Genomic DNA, 16,861 nt, shown 5'->3' on the forward strand with positions numbered 1-16,861 from the left:
AAAAGGGAGTAAGAGGATGATTTTCAACAGTTTCAAGACTGGTGTCGTTAGCGCCCTGGCGCTGGCGGCCAGTATGGGAATGGCGCAGGCCAAAAGCGATATCGTGGTTGCCATGCAGCTGGAGCCGCCGCATCTGGACCCGACCAGCGCGGCCGCGGGGGCGATTGATTCCGTTCTGTATTCGAACGTATTCGAAGGGCTGACGCGATTTGCCTCGGACGGGGCGGTGATCCCCGGACTGGCGGAAAGCTGGGACATTTCCGAAGACGGCAAGACCTATACGTTCCATTTGCGGAACGGTGTGAAATTCCATGACGGCACCGCGATGGACGCCGAGGATGTGAAGTTCAGCCTGGATCGCGCGCGCGCCGAAGACAGCGCGAATGCCCAAAAGGCGCTGTTCAAAGGGATCGAGGCAGTCGAGGTCGTGGACCCCGCCACGGTGAAAGTCACGCTGAGCGCCCCGAACGGAAGCTTCCTGTTCAACATGGCGTGGGGCGATGCGGTGATCGTGGCCCCGGAATCGATTGAAAACATCAAGACGAAGCCAGTTGGCACCGGGGCGTTCCAATTCAGCAATTGGGTTCAGGGCGATAAAATCGACCTGACGAAAAATGCCGATTACTGGGGAACGCCCGCAAAGCTGGATAAGGTGACGTTCAAGTTCATCAGCGACCCGACCGCCGCATTTGCCGCTGTGATGGCGCAGGATGTGGATGCGTTCGCGGGCTTCCCGGCACCGGAAAACCTGCCGCAATTCGAGGCAGACCCGCGTTTTCAGGTTCTTGTCGGTTCGACCGAGGGCGAAACCATTCTGGCGATGAACAACAAACAGCCGCCGTTTGATAATGTGAAGGTCCGCGAAGCTGTAGCCCATGCGATTGACCGTCAGGCGATCATTGATGGGGCGATGTTTGGCTATGGTACGCCGATCGGCACCCATTTCGCGCCGCATAACCCAGATTACGAAGACCTGACCGGGCTGAGCGGGTATGATCCTGAACTGTCCAAAAAACTGCTGGCCGAAGCCGGGTTTGCGGATGGGTTCAAAACCACGCTGAAATTGCCGCCGCCATCCTATGCCCGGCGCGGCGGGGAAATCATTGCAGCGCAATTGCGGGCTGTTGGGATCGAAACCGAAATCAGCAATCTGGAATGGGCGCAGTGGTTGGAGCAGGCATTCCGTGGCAAGGATTTCGGTCTGACCATCGTCAGCCACACCGAACCCTTTGACATCGGGATTTACGCGCGGCCTGACTATTATTTCCAGTACGACAATCCGACCTTCCAAAAGCTGATGGATGACCTGAACGCCACCACCGATCCGGCGCAGCGGTCCGCCATGCTGAAGCAAGCGCAGGAAATCATCGCCAAGGATTACGTCAACGGTTACCTGTTTGAACTGGCTTATCCGACTGTGGCGAACGCGAAAATTCGCGGGCTGTGGAAAGATGCACCGACACAGGCCGCTGATATGACGGCGGTTTACTGGGATCAGTGATCTGAACACTTGAACACTGGCGTTCGCGCGTGTGATACGCGCGGGCGCTTTCGGCAGATGATCAATCTGCCAACGGACTAAGAAGGCCCATGCCTTCGGACTTGGGTGACGGGCTGAATGCTGCGCTATTTCCTGAAACGTTTATTGTCGCTGGGGCTAAGCCTTGTGGTGGCCTCGGTCGTGATTTTTTTGGCGTTAGAGGTCGTGCCGGGTGATCCGGCGGCCTATATGCTGGGGATCAACGCGCAGCCCGATACGCTGGCCGCGTTGCGGGATGAACTGGGCCTGAATGGCAGCGTCTGGGCGCGTTATCTGGGCTGGGTCGGCGGGATGCTGACCGGGGATTTCGGCACATCCTATACCTACAGAACGCCGGTGGCGGAAATGATCGGGGAACGATTGTGGATTTCGCTGCCATTGGCGCTGTATGCGCTGACGCTAAGCACGCTGATCGCCTTTCCTGCCGGTATCTGGGCCGCGTCCAAGCGCGGGTCCGTGGTGGATGTGGCGGTGATGGGCGTGACGCAATTGGGCGTGGCGATCCCGAATTTCTGGTTTGCGATGCTGATGGTGTTGGTCTTTGCCATCAACCTGCGCTGGTTCAGCGCGGGGGGCTTTGTGGGTTGGGATGCCGGGTTTTGGCTGGCGATGAAGTCGCTGACCCTGCCCGCGGTGGCACTGGCCCTGCCGCAGGCCAGCATTCTGGCGCGGGTGATGCGGTCCAGCCTGTTGGATACCCTGTCCGAGGATTTCATCAGAACCGCGCGGGCCAAGGGGCTGACCAAGCGACAGGCCTTGTGGCGGCACGCGCTGCGCAATGCGCTGATCCCGGTGCTGACGATCATCGGGTTGCAATTTTCATTCCTGCTGGCCGGGGCGATCATCATTGAAAACGTGTTCTTCCTGCCCGGTCTGGGGCGGCTGGTGTTCCAATCCATCAGCGCCCGTGATCTGATCGTGGTGGAAAGCGTGGTGATGTTGCTGGTTTTGGCGGTGATCGTGGTGAATTTCGCGGTGGACATGGCCTATGCGGCGGTCGACCCACGGCTAAGGGGGCGGCGATGACAGGCGGAAATCGCAACCTGTGGATTGGCGCGGTGCTGACGGCGATTTTCGCCGGGGCGGCGGTCATCAGTTTTCTGTGGGTGCCGTATGATGTGACGGCGCTGGATATTGCCAACAAGATCAAATCGCCCAGTCTGGCGCATCCGCTGGGGACCGATCATTTTGGCCGCGATATTCTGAGCATGATCATGGTGGGGGCGCGGACCTCGATCGCGGTGGCTTTGGTGGCTGTGGGGATCGGTATGGGGATCGGCGTGCCACTGGGGCTGGCGGCGGCGGCGAAAAAGGGATCGTTGCTGGATGAATTGATCATGCGCGGGAACGATCTGGTTTTCGCCTTTCCGTCGCTGCTGATCGCCATCATGATCACGGCGGTATTCGGGGCATCGGCGTTAAATGCGATTATCGCGATTGGGGTGTTCAACATCCCGGTGTTTGCGCGATTGACGCGGTCAGGGGCGCTTAGCCTGTGGACGCGGGATTATGTCATGGCGGCGCGGGTGTCCGGCAAGGGCGCGGCGCGGATTTCGATGGAACATATCCTGCCCAACGTGCTGAACCTGTTGATCGTGCAGGGTACCATTCAGTTCAGTCTGGGTATTCTGGCCGAAGCGGGGCTAAGCTATGTCGGGCTTGGCGCGCAGCCGCCGATCCCAAGCTGGGGGCGGATGCTGGCGGACAGCCAGACGATGATTTCCTTTGCCCCGCATATGGCGCTGTTCCCCGGTTTGGCGATCCTGCTGACGGTTCTGGGGCTGAACCTGATGGGGGATGGTCTGCGCGATCTGCTGGACCCAAAACTGCGGAGGGCGCGGGCATGAGCCTGTTGGTTATCGAAGGGCTGGACCTGTCGATCCACGGCACCCCGATCCTGAAGGGTGTGTCCTTGTCCGTCAGTGCCGGGCAGATCGTGGGCGTGATTGGCGAAAGCGGGTCGGGCAAATCAATGACGGCATTCGCCGCGATGCAATTGCTGCCATATGGTGCAGAATGTTCGGGCCGGATTGATCTGGGCGGACGCGAGGTACTGACGCTGAGCGAAGCAACGCTGTGCCAGATGCGGGGCCGCGATGTGGGCATGGTGTTTCAGGAACCCATGACAGCCCTGAACCCGATCAAGACGATTGGCGATCAGGTTGCCGAAACGATCCTGATCCACGAACGCGTCAGCCGGGCCGAGGCGATGAAACGTGCCGCAGAAGCCCTGCGCCGGGCGGAACTGCCTCAAGAAAAATTCCCTCTGTCCCGTTATCCGCACGAGTTGAGCGGCGGGCAGCGTCAGCGGGTGGTGATCGCGATGGCCATTGCCTTGCGGCCCAAGCTGCTGATTGCGGACGAACCGACAACGGCGCTGGATGTGACGACACAGGCGCAAATCCTGACCCTGTTGAAAAAGCTGGTGCAAGAAGAAGGCATGGGCCTGCTGCTGATTTCGCACGATCTGGCGGTGGTGGCGGATATGGCCGATGAGATTGTGATCATGCGTCAGGGCGAGGTGGTGGAAAACGGCCCCGCGCAGTGGTTGCTGCGCAATATGCAACATCCTTATTCCAAAGCGTTGTTGGCTGCCTCAACCCATCAGCCAGACCGTGCCGCCGAAGAACTGGACGACGTGCTGCTGGATGTGTGCGATGTGGTGCGCGAATACACGATCCACCGCAAAGGTATCTGGGGCGGAACCGATACGTTCCGGGCGGTCAAAGGCGTGTCCTTTCAGTTGCGCAAGGGCGAAAGTCTGGGGCTGGTTGGGGAATCCGGCTGTGGAAAATCCACCCTGACCCGCGCCATTCTGGGGCTGGAGGATGTGCAGGGCGGTGAAATCCACGCCTTCGGGCAGCCCGTGGGGCGGGATTTTCCCAGCGCCTTGCGATCCGGCATTCAGGTGGTGTTCCAAGACCCCTATTCCAGCTTCAACCCGCGCTGGAAAGTGACGCGATTGGTGGCGGAACCGTTTCACCTGATGGCGCAGCGGCCAGATGATTGGCGTGATCGCGTGGCGCAGGTGTTGGAAGATGTCGGCATCGGGGCCGACGCGATGGATCGCTATATCCATGAATTCAGCGGTGGGCAGCGGCAGCGGATTGCGATTGCCCGTGCCCTGATCCTGCGGCCTGAAATCGTTATTCTGGACGAGGCGGTTTCGGCGCTGGACGTTAGCATCCGGGCGCAAATTCTGGATTTGCTGGCGGCGCTGCAACAGGATTACGGCCTGTCCTATCTGTTCATCAGCCATGATCTGAGCGTGGTGCGGTCGATCACCGACCGGGTGTTGGTGATGAAATCCGGCGAAATCGTAGAGCAGGGCCAGACCGATCAGGTCTTTGACGATCCGCAACACGAGTACACAAAGCAATTGATTGCCGCAGCGCCAGTGTTGCCTGCGGATGTGGCCTGAGGGCCGAAGCAAGGAGAGAAGAATGAGCGAGCTGGGCCTGTGGTTCGATCCGTCAAAATGTTTGATCAACGGGGAATGGGTAGCCCCGGCGGGCGGTGCCACCTTGCCGTTGGAAAACCCATCGACTGGTGAACGGATCGGGGAAATCGCGCGCGGCGGCCCCGAGGATGTCGAGGCGGCATTGGCCGCCGCCCGCGCGGCCTATGAAGGGCCGTGGGGCAAGGTCACAGCGGCAGAGCGTGGGCGCATCCTGTTGAAGCTGCGCGATCTGGTGCTGGCGCGGGTGGATGATCTGGCGCGGATCGAAGCAATGGACGTGGGCAAGCCGCTGAAACAGGCGCGGGCCGATGCTGTGGCGCTGGCGCGGTATTGCGAATTCTATGGCGGTGCGGCGGACAAGCTGCATGGCGAAACCATCCCCTATCTGGATGGCTATACGGTTTATACCCTGCGGGAACCGCATGGGGTGACGGGGCATATCGTGCCGTGGAATTACCCGATGCAGATCATTGGCCGGTCTGTCGGGGCGGCGTTGGCCACGGGCAATGCCTGTGTGCTGAAGCCCGCCGAAGACGCCTGCCTGACCGCGCTGGCCTTTGCCGATATGGCAAAAGAGGCCGGTCTGCCCGATGGAGCGCTGAACGTGGTGCCCGGACTGGGGTCCGAGGCCGGGGCGGCGCTGTGTTCGTCGCCGAATGTGGATCATATCAGCTTTACCGGGTCGGTTGCGACGGGCGTGCATGTGCAGATGGCTGCGGCGCATCATGTGATCCCGGTCACGCTGGAACTGGGGGGCAAGTCGCCGCAGGTTGTGTTCGGCGATGCCGATCTGGATGCTGCGCTGCCGTTTCTGGTGAATGCCGGGATTCAGAATGCGGGGCAAACCTGTTCGGCGTCTTCGCGTATTCTGGTGCATCGGTCAGTGCATGACGAGGTGTTGGCGCGGATGGCGGAACGCTATGGTGCGTTGCGGGTGGGACCAGCGATGGCCGATCTGGACGTTGGACCGCTGATTTCGCGTAAACAACATGGGTTGGTCAGCGGGTTCCTGTCACAAGGCGCCGATCTGGAAACCGCAGCCCAAGGGCTGTTGCAGGATGCACCGGCGGGTGGCAACTATGTGCAACCCACCCTGTTTGCCGGGGTGAAGCCCGATCATGCGCTGGCGCGGGATGAAATTTTTGGCCCGGTGCAGGTGGTTATTCCCTTCGACGATGAAGAAGAGGCCGTGGCGATTGCCAACGGCACTGATTACGGGCTGGTCGCGTCTGTCTGGACGCGGGACGGGGCGCGGCAAATGCGTATGGCGAAAAAGGTGCGGGCCGGTCAGGTCTTTATCAACAATTACGGTGCGGGGGGCGGTGTGGAATTGCCCTTTGGCGGGCGGGGCAAATCCGGCCACGGGCGCGAAAAAGGGTTCGAAGCCATGTATGGCTTTACCACGCTGAAAACCGTGGCGGCGTTTCATGGCTGACGCGTGCCTGTCTGCTCAGGTGGAACGGATCGCGCGGGCTGTTCGCGCGTTTCTGGAACCGCGTTGGGTGGAATGGCACCAGCGCGAGGGCGACCCCGCCCCGCGCACGATCAGCCAAGGCACCTGTGGCCGGTCCAGCCTGTTTTTGCGCGATGTGCTGCGGGCCGAAGGGCTGATGGCGGAATTCGTGGCAGGCACACCGGGCCAACCGGGCGCTGCGGATCAGGGATTCCGGTGTGGTGGCGAATGGTGCGGCCATGCGTGGGTGGAATGTGGCGATTGGATTGTGGATGTCACTGCCGATCAATTCGGCGATGATCCGGTGATCGTGACATTCATCGGGGACCGGCGCTACCGTCCCGGCGTGGATGGCAGCGAACCGCAATATCTGGAGCGCCGCGCAAGGGTGGCGCGGGATTTGATGGCGAATGGAAGGCCCAAATGAAAGAGGGAGTGGAACATGCGACTTGAGGGGAAACGGGCGATTGTGACGGGCGGCGCCAGCGGGTTTGGCGCGGGGATCGTGCGCAAATTCGCAGCCGAAGGCGCAACGGTCATGGTGGCTGATCTGAACGGCGATCTTGCCGCACAGGTGGCCGCCGAAGTGGGCGGCGTGGCGCAGGTGGTGGACGTGTCCAGCGCGGCCAGCGTGACCGCAATGGCCGAAGCCGTCAGCAGCCAGTGGGGCGGTGTGGACATCATCGTGAATAACGCAGGCGTGACCCATTTGCCGAAACCGATGGAAACGGTCACGGACGAAGAGTTCGACCGCGTGTTCAACGTGAATTGCAAATCGGTTTACCTGATGGCACGGACCTTCAATCCGATGATGATTGCCGCCGGAAAAGGGGCGGTGTTGAACGTGGCCTCGACCGCGGGGCTAAGCCCGCGTCCGAACCTGAATTGGTACAACGCCTCTAAGGGCTGGATGATTACGGCGACGAAAACGATGGCGGTGGAACTGGCCCCCAAAGGTATCCGCGTGAATGCGCTGTGTCCGGTGGCAGGCGAAACGCCCCTGTTGGCGTCTTTCATGGGCGAAGACACCCCGGAAATGCGGGCGAAGTTCCTGTCCACCATTCCGATTGGCCGTTTTTCCACCCCCGAGGACATGGGTAACGCCGCCTGTTTCCTGTGCAGCGACGAGGCCGGGATGGTCACGGGCGTGGCGATGGAAGTGGACGGCGGTCGCTGTATCTGAGCCGGTCCAATGGACGCGGAAATCATTGCCATCGTCGGCATCGGCTTTGTGTTGGGCGGCATTCTGAAAGGCGCCACTGGCGTTGGGGCACCGCTGATCGCGGTGCCTTTGCTGGCGGCTTATGTGGATGTCCGGTTTGCCATCGTGATCTTTTCGATCCCTAATCTGGTGCCGAATATCTGGCAGGTCTGGGCCTATCGGAAAACCCTGCTGCCCGCGAAATTCATTGCGGGTTTCGTGCTCTCGGGCATGTTGGGCGGGGCTTTGGGAACCTGGGTTCTGGCCAATGTGCATACCGACGCGCTGGTGTTCGGGGTGGTGGCGTTGGTGTTCCTGTATATCGGTTTGCGCCTGTCGCGCCCGCATTGGGTGCTGCCTTATGATCGCGCGGTGGTGCTGGCCCCGCTGACCGGGTTCACGGCCGGGGTGTTGCAGACAGCGGCGGGATTATCCGCGCCGGTGTCGATCACATTTCTGAACGCGATGCGGTTAAGGCGGGAAACCTTCATGCCCACGGCCTCGGCGTTTTTTGTGGGGCTGGGGCTGGTACAGGTGCCGTTGCTGGTGGCCTATGGCATGCTGGACGGGCCACATGCGGCGCTGTCTGCATCGGCCCTGATCCCGTTGGTGGCAGGGATGCCGATTGGCGCGTGGCTGGGGCGGAGGCTGTCGCAAGCGGCGTTCGACAAGATCATTCTGGGCGTGCTGACGGTGCTGGCGCTGCGGCTGATCTGGGGCGCTGTCACCTGATCCTGTGCAGCAGGGGGCGCTGCCCCCTCGATTGAAAATCTTTGATTTCCAATCTTCACCCCCGGGATATTTTTGCCAAGAAAGAACAGGCGTTTGCGTGGTTTTTGGCTGGGGTTTTGGGCGTAAAAGGTACGGGTTTGTACTGATTGACAGCTTGTCGGCGTGATCTCTAGCATTAGGGCAGATGATTGAACACATCTGTAAGGATCAGGGAGGATCACCGTGAAACGTACTGTTCTGACCGGGCTGGTTTCTGCGCTGGCGCTGGTGGCCAGCGGGGCCGTGGCCGAAATTAAGATCGCCCATGTGTATGGCAAAACCGGCCCGCTGGAGGCCTATGCGAAACAGTCGCATGACGGGCTGATGATGGGGCTGGAATATGCCACTGGCGGCACGATGGAGATCGACGGCGAAAAAATCGTCGTGATCGAGAAAGACACTCAGATGAAGCCGGACAACGGTAAGGCGTTGCTGGCCGAAGCTTATGGCGATGACGAGGTGGATATTGCCGTCGGGCCAGTGAGTTCGGGTGTGGCGCTGGCGATGCTGCCGGTGGCCGAAGAATATGAAAAAATTCTGATTGTCGAACCTGCGGTGGCGGATTCGATTACCGGATCAAACTGGAACCGCTATATTTTCCGCACCGGGCGTAACAGTTCGCAGGATGCGGTGGCAAATGCGATTGCACTGGCTGGACCGGATGTGAAAATCGCCACGCTGGCGCAGGATTATGCCTTTGGTCGTGATGGTGTGGCGGCCTTTAAGGAAGCGTTGGAAGGCACCGGCACCGAGGTTGTGACCGAAGAATATGTGCCGACCGACACGACCGATTTCACCGCGGCGGCTGAGCGGATTTTCAACGCGATGAAAGATGTGGACGGCAAGAAAAAGCTGTTCGTGATCTGGGCCGGTGGCGGCAATCCGATGAGCAAGATTCAGTCGATGGACCCGTCGCGGTTTGGTATTGAAATGGCAACCGGCGGCAACATTCTGGCGGCGCTGTCGTCCTATAAGCAATTCCCCGGAATGGAAGGCGCGACCTACTATTTCTATGAAAACCCGAAGAATGAAATCAACGACTGGCTGGTAAAAACGCACCAGGAACGCTTTGGCACGCCACCGGATTTCTTTACCGCGGGGGGTATGGCTGCGGGGCTGGCCGTTGTCGAGGCGATCAAGAAAGCAGGCGGCACCGATACTGACGATCTGATTGCCGCGATGGAAGGCATGGAATGGGATACGCCCAAGGGCAAGATGATGTTCCGGGCGGAAGACCATCAGGCGCTGCAATCCATGTATCACTTCAAGATCAAGGTCGAGGACGGTGTTGATTGGGCCATTCCCGAACTGGTCCGTGAACTGAAGATCGAGGATTTGCCGATCCCGATCCGCAACGGCAAATGATGTAAGAGATTGCGCACCGGGGGCGGCCAGCGGCGCTGCCCCCGGTGTTATGTTTCTGCGGGGATGTATCCCCGGCAAGACGAACTTCCTTTAGGATTGATGTTATGAGCAGGGTGATACTGCAAACCCACGATCTGACCGTGCGCTTTGGCGGGCATGTGGCGGTGGACCATGTAAGCTGTGCCTTTCGGACCGGAGAGCTGACCGCGATTGTGGGGCCGAACGGGGCGGGTAAAACGACCTATTTCAACCTGATTTCGGGGCAAATCCCGTCCTCGGAAGGGCGGGTCGAACTGAATGGGCGGGACATCACGCGGGCTTCTGTTTCGGATCGCTGTGCGCGGGGGATTGGGCGGGCGTTCCAGTTAACCAATCTGTTCCCTGATCTGAGCGTGCTGGAAAACGTGCGGCTGGTCATTCAATCCAAGGCGAAGATGGGATTCAGCCTGTTTTCGATGGCGGATTCCCATCGGGACGTGACGGACCGTGCCAAGGCCGTGTTGGAAAAGGTAAAGCTGTTTGATCTGCGCGATCAGGTGGTTTCTGCGTTAAGCCACGGCAATCAGCGCAAGCTGGAAGTGGCGATGCTGATCGCCTTGGACCCGGCGGTTTACATGTTCGATGAACCCACCGCAGGGATGAGCGTGGACGAAGCCCCGGTGGTGCTGGATCTGATTGCGGAACTAAAGGCCGAAAAGGACCGCACGATCCTGTTGGTGGAACATAAGATGGACGTGATCCGCACCTTGGCGGACCGGATCATCGTATTGCACAACGGTATGCTGGCGGCGGATGGCGATCCGGTGACGGTCATGGCCAGCGATGTGGTGCAAGAGGCCTATATGGGGAAGGAACTGGAAGATGTCTGATCCGATCCTGAAACTGGAAGGTGTCTATACCGACATCGCGCAATACCACATTCTGCAAGGGGTGGATCTGGAGGTTCCGCGCGGCGCGGTGACGATGCTGCTGGGGCGCAATGGGGTGGGCAAAACCACAACGCTGCGCACGATCATGGGGCATTGGCGGGCCAAGGCCGGGCGGGTTTTGCTGGACGGTCAGGATATTGCAGCCCTGCCAACCCCCGCGATTGCACGGTTGGGCGTTGGGTTCGTTCCTGAAAATATGGGGATTTTCAGCGATCTGACGGTCGAAGAAAACATGGTGCTGGCCGCGGTGTCCGGCCCGATTGATCCGGCGCGGCTGGAGTGGATATTTTCCGCCTTTCCGCCGTTGAAAACCTTTTGGAAAGGTCACGCCGGAAACCTGTCCGGCGGGCAAAAACAAATGCTGTCCATCGCGCGGGCGATGGTCGAGGAACGGCGCCTGTACCTGATTGACGAACCGACCAAAGGGTTGGCCCCGGCAATTATCAGCACGATGGCGCGGGCGCTGCGCGAGTTGAAGCAGCAGGGCGCCAGTATCTTGCTGGTCGAACAGAATTTCAGCGTGGCCAAGGCGCTGGGGGATCGGTGCGCGGTCATGGATGATGGCCGCGTGGTCTGGAGCGGTGACATGGCGGAACTGGCGCATGATGCCGGTTTGCAAGAACGCCTGATGGGCCTGAGTATGGAGGCGCATCAATGAGCGCGCAGCTTGTTTTCTGGGCTGGGGAAAAATTCCGGTACGGAATTTTGAACGGAAAATTTGCAATTTTCCGGGCCTCCGGCGGGAGTATTTTTTGCAAGATGAAAGGGGTGGGCGCATGAGTGCGGCACCGAAACACGCGCCTACGATGGCAAAAGCCAGTGTGATGGAGCGGCTGGGGCCGTGGTTGCCGATGCTGCTGGTGCCGGTGATCATGGTGCTGGGTCTGTTGGCGATCCCGTCCACGTCGTCCTGGCTGACGCTGACCGTCAGCGGGTTGGCGATGGGAATGATGATTTTTATCATGGCCAGCGGCATGACCCTGGTTTTCGGCCTGATGGATGTGATCAATTTCGGGCATGGGGTGTTTATCTCGGTCGGGGCTTTTGTCGGCGTGTCGGTCTTGCTGGTGTTAAGCGGCATGACGGGTGCCCCCAGTCTGATGTTGAACCTGTTGGCGATCTTGTTGGCAATCATCGCGGCGGCGATTGCGACCGGGGCTTTGGGTTGGGCATTTGAACGCGTGATCGTAAAGCCGGTGTATGGCGCGCATCTGAAGCAAATCTTGGTGACGATGGGCGGCCTGATCGTGGTCGAACAGTTGATTGTCGTCCTGTGGGGACCAGAAGAGATTTACATCCTGCGGCCTGAATCGCTTCAGGGGGCGGTGACATTCGCCGGTGCGGCGTTGGAAAAATACCGTTTGGTTGCTGTGGCTGTGGGTTTGGCGCTGTTTCTGGGGATGCGCTATGTGCTGCGGTCTACCAAAATCGGGTTGATTGTCCGGGCCGGGGTGGAAAACGGCGAGATGGTCGAGGCCTTGGGCTATCGGCTGAGGTTGGTGTTCGTGGGTGTTTTTGTGGCTGGTTCGGCGCTGGCCGGGCTGGGCGGCGTGATGTGGGGGCTGTATCAGGAGGTCATCACCGCCCACATGGGCCAGCAGATGATGATCCTGATTTTCATCGTGGTGATTATTGGCGGTTTGGGCAGTGTCGAGGGCTGTTTTATTGGCGCGCTGCTGGTGGGGCTTTTGCAAAATTACATTGCCTTTATCGAACCCAAGGCCGCGCTGATTTCAAATATCGCGTTGATGGTGGCCATTCTGATGTGGCGTCCGCAGGGCATGATCCCGGTTGTGAAGGCGAAATAAGATGATCGTGAAACTTCTGTCCGGGGATATGCCCCGCTCGAAATTGCTGAGCGCCATCTTGTTGGCGATCCTGATCTGTCTGGCTTTCGCGCCGTTCATTTTTCCCGGCGTCCGGTCGCTGGATACGGCAGCGCGGATTTGCGTGTTTATCCTGTTGGTGGCGTCATATGACCTGATGCTGGGCTATGGCGGGATTGTCAGTTTTGCCCATACGATGTTTTTCGGAATGGGGGCTTACGGTGTCGCGCTGGCCTGTACCTATATGGAGCGTGGTTTTGGCGCCTTGATTGTTGGGGCTGGTGCCGGGGCGCTGCTGGCGGCGGTTGTGGCCTTTTTGATCGGTCTGTTCAGCCTGCGTGTCAGGGCCATTTTTTTCGCAATGATTACGCTGGCGGTGGCCAGTGCCGTGGCGGTGCTGGTCAGTCAGCTTTCGGGGCTGACCGGGGGCGAAGATGGGCTGAACTACAAAATTCCGCGCGAACTGACCCCGGCGTTTAAATTCGGGTCCGAGTTTTTGGGGGTGAAGCTGAATGGCAAGCTGCTGAATTACTATGTCGTGTTCTTTGGGGCGTTCCTGCTGTTCCTGCTGTTGTTGCGGATTGTGAATTCGCCCTTTGGCCGGGTGCTGCAAGCGATCCGTGAAAATGATTTCCGGGCCGAGGCGGTGGGCTATCGCGTCATCAATTACCGCACGGCGGCGACCTGTATTTCGGCGGCTGTGGCAGCTTTGGCCGGGGCGCTGTATGCAATCTGGCTGCGCTATGTCGGGCCGGATACTGCACTGAGCTTTGAAATCATGGTCGATATTCTGCTGATGGTGGTGATCGGCGGTATGGGAACGATGTATGGTGCGGTGATCGGTGCGGTGTTGTTCGTGGTGGCGCAAAACTATCTGCAAGAGCTGATGAGCGTGGCCTCTGCTGCGGTCGAGGGCATCCCGTTGCTGCCCGATTTGCTGAGTGCTGACCGTTGGCTGTTGTGGCTGGGATTGCTGTTTGTGCTAAGCGTTTATTTCTTCCCCTCGGGTGTTGTGGGGCGGTTGCGGCAGGGCAAATAATCACATGGCCTGACGCGGGCGCAGTTGGCCGCGAAAAGCAAGGGGGTGCGCCTGTGTTCAGGGTTGCACCCCCTTTGGTTTTGGGGAAAGCTGAGGGGCTTTCGTGGGAGGAGTGGGAATATGCGCGCTGGTCTGGTGCTGCTGTGTGCGGCCTATGTGCTGAGCCAATTTTACAGGTCGTTTCTGGCGGTTCTGACCTCGGTTCTGGAACGGGATGTCGGGGCGTCGCCCGAGGATTTGGCGAATGCGTCGGGGTTCTGGTTTCTGGCCTTTGCGTTGATGCAAATCCCGGTGGGCGCGGCGCTGGACCGGGTGGGGCCGCGGCGGACGGCGGCGGTGTTGTTGCTGATCGGCGGCGCTGGCGGGGCCGCATTGTTTGCGATGGCAACCAGCCCCACACATATTCTGGCGGCGATGGCGCTGATTGGCGTGGGCTGTTCGCCGGTGCTGATGGCCAGTTATTACATTTTCGCACGGGTTTTCCCGGCGCGGGTATTTGCCACCCTTGCGGCGGTGTTGCTGGGGGTTGGCAGCGCGGGGAACCTGCTGGGGGCCTTGCCGATGGCGATGGCCGCAGAAGCATTCGGCTGGCGGGAAACGCTATTCGGGCTGGCTGCCGTGTCGGCCTTGGTGGCTTTTGGGATATTTGTGACCGTGCAAGACCCGGAACGGGTAGAGCATGACGAAAAAGGCAGCGTTCTGGACCTGCTGAAAATGCCCGCGCTGTGGCTGATTTTTCCGTTGACCTTTGTGCAATATGCCCCGGCGGGGGGGCTGCGGGGGCTGTGGATCGGGCCGTACATGACCGATGTGTTCGGGTTCGACGCGGCGCAGGTTGGCAATGTGACCCTGATCATGGGTATTGCGATGATCCTTGGGACGTTTGCCTATGGGCCGCTGGACCGGATGCTGGGAACCCGGAAATGGGTGATTTTTGTCGGGAACGTGCTGGGGGCTGTGGCCTTGGCGGCGCTGTGGGTTTTGCCTGCGGGGAACCCGTGGGTGGCAGTGGGGCTGTTTGCGGCAATCGGGTTCTTTGGCGCGGCCTATCCGATGATCATGGCGCATGGCCGCAGTTTCGTGCCGCCGCATCTGGTGGGGCGCGGTGTCACACTGATGAACCTTTTCTCGATCGGGGGCGTTGGGGTGTTTCAAATGATCACCGGACGCGTCCATCGGGCTGTCAGTGCGCAGGGTGGTGGGGCAGAAGCCCCCTATGATGCGCTGTTCGGGGTGTTTTGCGTGGCATTGGTGCTGGGGTTGGTGCTGTACCTGTTTTGTCAGGATCGAACCGACTAAGCGAAACCCCTTTAAACCTGCGCTTTCGTGCTGTATGCAGCGCGCGTCCTAACGAAAGGAGTCGCTCGAAATGGGCTATAAGGTCGTTGTTGTCGGCGCCACGGGTAACGTGGGCCGTGAAATGCTGAATATCCTGGCGGAACGTCAGTTCCCGGTGGATGAAATTGCCGCTTTGGCCAGCCGGAAATCGCTGGGCACCGAGGTGAGCTTTGGCGACAAGACCGTGACGACTAAGGACTTGGACACCTTTGATTTCGCGGGCTGGGACATGGCGCTGTTTGCTGTCGGGTCCGAGGCGACCAAGGTTTATGCGCCCAAAGCCGCTGCCGCCGGTTGCGTGGTCATCGACAACTCGTCGCTGTACCGCTACGATCCGGAAATCCCGCTGATCGTCCCCGAGGTGAACCCGCAGGCGATCCACGGCTATGCGAAGAAAAACATCATCGCAAACCCCAACTGTTCGACCGCGCAAATGGTTGTGGCGCTGAAGCCGCTGCATGACCGCGCCAAGATCAAGCGCGTTGTGGTCAGCACCTATCAATCCGTGTCCGGTGCTGGCAAAGAAGGTATTGATGAACTTTGGGATCAGACCAAGGGCATGTATGTCCCCGGTCAGGAAGTCGCCCCAAAGAAATTCACCAAGCAGATTGCGTTTAACGTGATCCCGCATATCGACGTTTTCATGGAAGACGGTTCCACCAAGGAAGAGTGGAAGATGGTTGCCGAAACCAAAAAGATCGTCGACCCGTCGATCAAGGTCACGGCCACCTGTGTGCGTGTGCCGGTGTTCGTGGGCCATTCCGAAGCGATCAATCTGGAATTTGAAGACTTCCTTGACGAAGACGAAGCACGCGACATCCTGCGTGAAGCACCCGGCGTCATGGTGATCGACAAGCGCGAAAACGGTGGTTACGTCACGCCTGCTGAATGTGTGGGCGATTTTGCGACCTTCATCAGCCGTATCCGTCAGGATTCGACCATTGAAAACGGTCTGAACCTGTGGTGCGTGTCGGACAACCTGCGCAAAGGCGCGGCGTTGAACGCGGTTCAGATTGCTGAATTGTTGGGGCGCGAAGTTCTGAAAAAGGGCTGATTTCAGCCAAAGACGGAAAACGAAAGGGCGCCGCTGGGGCGCCCTTTTTGGTGTGAATGGTAGGGCAAAACCTGCCCCGACCTTAGATCACTTTGAACGTGCCTTCGCTGGGCAGGTATTGTTCCAGCGTGCCTTCTTCGATGTCATTCCACAGGCCATGAACCGACAGGCTGCCTTCCTTTACTGCGTCCTGCACAAACGGGAAGGTCATCAGGTTTTCCAACGAGGTCAGGACCGCTTGCTTTTCCAAGGCGCGTTTGCGTTCGGCTTCGTCGGGGATATCTTTGACCTTCTCGAAACCGGGGCGCAGGATGTCCATCCAGCGGCCCACGAAGGACGATTTTTCCTCTAGTTCGGGGGCGTGTCCGGTACACATGTCATGGCAGCCCGCAACGCCGCCGCAGGACGAATGCCCCATGACCACCAGATGCGATACCTTCAGCGCGGTTACGGCATATTCCACCGCAGCCGATGTGCCGTGCTGGTTGCCATCGGGTTCATAGGGCGGAACAAGGTTGGCAATGTTGCGGTGAATGAAAAATTCACCCTGATCTGCGCCGAAGATCGAGGTCACATGAACCCGCGAGTCGCAGCAGGAAATCACCATGGCACGGGGGCGCTGCCCTTCGGTTGCCAGACGGCGATACCAGCTTTGGTTTTCTGCATATGTCGTGGCTTTCCAGCCATGATAGCGTTGAACCAGATAGGTGGGCAGGGGCTTGGCATTCTGCATGTCGTCATCCTTGCGTCTTCTTGTTGTCTGACCGGGGGGAATACCTCGGATTTAAATGGTTTTCGAGGGAAAACAATTGTGCGTTTCAACCTTTTGAGAACCTTATGTGGCGCATGGTCCGGTCATGGCCGTGGGGGCCTGACTATGGGGTG

16 protein-coding genes are annotated in these 16,861 nt (G+C 59.3%); 15 read left to right on the forward strand and 1 reads right to left on the reverse strand.

The window, feature by feature from the left end; genetic code table 11:
• The first annotated feature begins 16 nt into the window (after window positions 1-16).
• The 15 genes from FN828_RS06900 (at window position 17) to FN828_RS06970 (ending at window position 15,976) form a co-directional block, all read left to right on the forward strand.
• A complete protein-coding gene (locus tag FN828_RS06900; protein WP_142492677.1) occupies window positions 17-1,501 on the forward strand; it encodes an ABC transporter substrate-binding protein in 1,485 nt (494 codons plus the stop codon).
• Window positions 1,502-1,618: 117 nt separating this feature from the next.
• Complete coding sequence (locus FN828_RS06905; protein WP_142492678.1) at window positions 1,619-2,566, forward strand: ABC transporter permease; 948 nt, start codon at window positions 1,619-1,621, stop codon at window positions 2,564-2,566.
• Window positions 2,563-3,387 (forward strand): ABC transporter permease, encoded by an 825-nt coding sequence (locus FN828_RS06910; protein WP_142492679.1) that lies wholly within the window; start codon window positions 2,563-2,565, stop codon window positions 3,385-3,387. Before FN828_RS06905 ends, FN828_RS06910 begins: the two co-directional genes overlap by 4 nt.
• Window positions 3,384-4,961 (forward strand): ABC transporter ATP-binding protein, encoded by a 1,578-nt coding sequence (locus FN828_RS06915; protein WP_142492680.1) that lies wholly within the window; start codon window positions 3,384-3,386, stop codon window positions 4,959-4,961. The genes FN828_RS06910 and FN828_RS06915 overlap by 4 nt, the downstream gene beginning before the upstream one ends.
• A 22-nt stretch (window positions 4,962-4,983) precedes the next feature.
• On the forward strand, window positions 4,984-6,435 hold the full coding sequence (locus tag FN828_RS06920) for an aldehyde dehydrogenase family protein (protein ID WP_142492681.1): 1,452 nt from the start codon (window positions 4,984-4,986) through the stop codon (window positions 6,433-6,435).
• Window positions 6,428-6,880 (forward strand): hypothetical protein, encoded by a 453-nt coding sequence (locus tag FN828_RS06925; protein WP_142492682.1) that lies wholly within the window; start codon window positions 6,428-6,430, stop codon window positions 6,878-6,880. The genes FN828_RS06920 and FN828_RS06925 overlap by 8 nt, the downstream gene beginning before the upstream one ends.
• A 15-nt stretch (window positions 6,881-6,895) precedes the next feature.
• Window positions 6,896-7,636: an SDR family oxidoreductase gene (locus tag FN828_RS06930; RefSeq protein ID WP_142492683.1), complete on the forward strand. Its 741-nt coding sequence runs from the start codon at window positions 6,896-6,898 to the stop codon at window positions 7,634-7,636.
• A 9-nt stretch (window positions 7,637-7,645) separates the two neighbouring features.
• Window positions 7,646-8,386 carry a sulfite exporter TauE/SafE family protein gene (locus FN828_RS06935; RefSeq protein ID WP_142492684.1) on the forward strand — a complete coding sequence of 247 codons (741 nt, stop codon included), beginning with the start codon at window positions 7,646-7,648 and terminating at the stop codon, window positions 8,384-8,386.
• Between the two features lie 222 nt (window positions 8,387-8,608).
• Window positions 8,609-9,790: a substrate-binding domain-containing protein gene (locus tag FN828_RS06940; RefSeq protein WP_142492685.1), complete on the forward strand. Its 1,182-nt coding sequence runs from the start codon at window positions 8,609-8,611 to the stop codon at window positions 9,788-9,790.
• A 104-nt stretch (window positions 9,791-9,894) separates the two neighbouring features.
• Complete coding sequence (locus tag FN828_RS06945; protein ID WP_142492686.1) at window positions 9,895-10,659, forward strand: ABC transporter ATP-binding protein; 765 nt, start codon at window positions 9,895-9,897, stop codon at window positions 10,657-10,659.
• Window positions 10,652-11,377: an ABC transporter ATP-binding protein gene (locus tag FN828_RS06950; protein ID WP_142492687.1), complete on the forward strand. Its 726-nt coding sequence runs from the start codon at window positions 10,652-10,654 to the stop codon at window positions 11,375-11,377. Before FN828_RS06945 ends, FN828_RS06950 begins: the two co-directional genes overlap by 8 nt.
• Window positions 11,378-11,495: 118 nt before the next feature.
• Window positions 11,496-12,527, forward strand: a complete 1,032-nt coding sequence (locus FN828_RS06955; RefSeq protein ID WP_142492688.1) for a branched-chain amino acid ABC transporter permease — start codon at window positions 11,496-11,498, stop codon at window positions 12,525-12,527.
• Between the two features lies 1 nt (window position 12,528).
• Window positions 12,529-13,584 (forward strand): branched-chain amino acid ABC transporter permease, encoded by a 1,056-nt coding sequence (locus tag FN828_RS06960; protein ID WP_142492689.1) that lies wholly within the window; start codon window positions 12,529-12,531, stop codon window positions 13,582-13,584.
• A 120-nt stretch (window positions 13,585-13,704) separates the two neighbouring features.
• On the forward strand, window positions 13,705-14,883 hold the full coding sequence (locus FN828_RS06965; RefSeq protein ID WP_142492690.1) for an MFS transporter: 1,179 nt from the start codon (window positions 13,705-13,707) through the stop codon (window positions 14,881-14,883).
• Window positions 14,884-14,953: 70 nt separating this feature from the next.
• Complete coding sequence (locus tag FN828_RS06970) at window positions 14,954-15,976, forward strand: aspartate-semialdehyde dehydrogenase (RefSeq protein WP_142492691.1); 1,023 nt, start codon at window positions 14,954-14,956, stop codon at window positions 15,974-15,976.
• An 82-nt stretch (window positions 15,977-16,058) separates the two neighbouring features.
• Here the strand turns inward: FN828_RS06970 and FN828_RS06975 are convergent, their stop codons facing one another.
• A complete protein-coding gene (locus FN828_RS06975; protein WP_142492692.1) occupies window positions 16,059-16,709 on the reverse strand; it encodes a carbonic anhydrase in 651 nt (216 codons plus the stop codon).
• Between the last annotated feature and the right edge of the window lie 152 nt (window positions 16,710-16,861).

The organism is Thalassovita litoralis, assembly GCF_900182725.1.
In the GTDB taxonomy this organism is placed as follows: Bacteria; Pseudomonadota; Alphaproteobacteria; order Rhodobacterales; family Rhodobacteraceae; genus Thalassobius; species Thalassobius litoralis.

What these genes read in the sequence shown, in the direction of transcription:
- FN828_RS06950 (WP_142492687.1), top strand. Translation starts at nt 10,652, where the DNA reads ATGTCTGATCCGATCCTGAAACTGGAAGGTGTCTATACCGACATCGCG.
- FN828_RS06935 (WP_142492684.1), top strand. Translation starts at nt 7,646, where the DNA reads ATGGACGCGGAAATCATTGCCATCGTCGGCATCGGCTTTGTGTTGGGC.
- FN828_RS06900 (WP_142492677.1), top strand. Translation starts at nt 17, where the DNA reads ATGATTTTCAACAGTTTCAAGACTGGTGTCGTTAGCGCCCTGGCGCTG.
- FN828_RS06960 (WP_142492689.1), top strand. Translation starts at nt 12,529, where the DNA reads ATGATCGTGAAACTTCTGTCCGGGGATATGCCCCGCTCGAAATTGCTG.
- FN828_RS06920 (WP_142492681.1), top strand. Translation starts at nt 4,984, where the DNA reads ATGAGCGAGCTGGGCCTGTGGTTCGATCCGTCAAAATGTTTGATCAAC.
- FN828_RS06910 (WP_142492679.1), top strand. Translation starts at nt 2,563, where the DNA reads ATGACAGGCGGAAATCGCAACCTGTGGATTGGCGCGGTGCTGACGGCG.
- FN828_RS06965 (WP_142492690.1), top strand. Translation starts at nt 13,705, where the DNA reads ATGCGCGCTGGTCTGGTGCTGCTGTGTGCGGCCTATGTGCTGAGCCAA.
- FN828_RS06915 (WP_142492680.1), top strand. Translation starts at nt 3,384, where the DNA reads ATGAGCCTGTTGGTTATCGAAGGGCTGGACCTGTCGATCCACGGCACC.
- FN828_RS06905 (WP_142492678.1), top strand. Translation starts at nt 1,619, where the DNA reads ATGCTGCGCTATTTCCTGAAACGTTTATTGTCGCTGGGGCTAAGCCTT.
- FN828_RS06955 (WP_142492688.1), top strand. Translation starts at nt 11,496, where the DNA reads ATGAGTGCGGCACCGAAACACGCGCCTACGATGGCAAAAGCCAGTGTG.
- FN828_RS06945 (WP_142492686.1), top strand. Translation starts at nt 9,895, where the DNA reads ATGAGCAGGGTGATACTGCAAACCCACGATCTGACCGTGCGCTTTGGC.
- FN828_RS06970 (WP_142492691.1), top strand. Translation starts at nt 14,954, where the DNA reads ATGGGCTATAAGGTCGTTGTTGTCGGCGCCACGGGTAACGTGGGCCGT.
- FN828_RS06925 (WP_142492682.1), top strand. Translation starts at nt 6,428, where the DNA reads ATGGCTGACGCGTGCCTGTCTGCTCAGGTGGAACGGATCGCGCGGGCT.
- FN828_RS06975 (WP_142492692.1), bottom strand. Translation starts at nt 16,709, where the DNA reads ATGCAGAATGCCAAGCCCCTGCCCACCTATCTGGTTCAACGCTATCAT.
- FN828_RS06930 (WP_142492683.1), top strand. Translation starts at nt 6,896, where the DNA reads ATGCGACTTGAGGGGAAACGGGCGATTGTGACGGGCGGCGCCAGCGGG.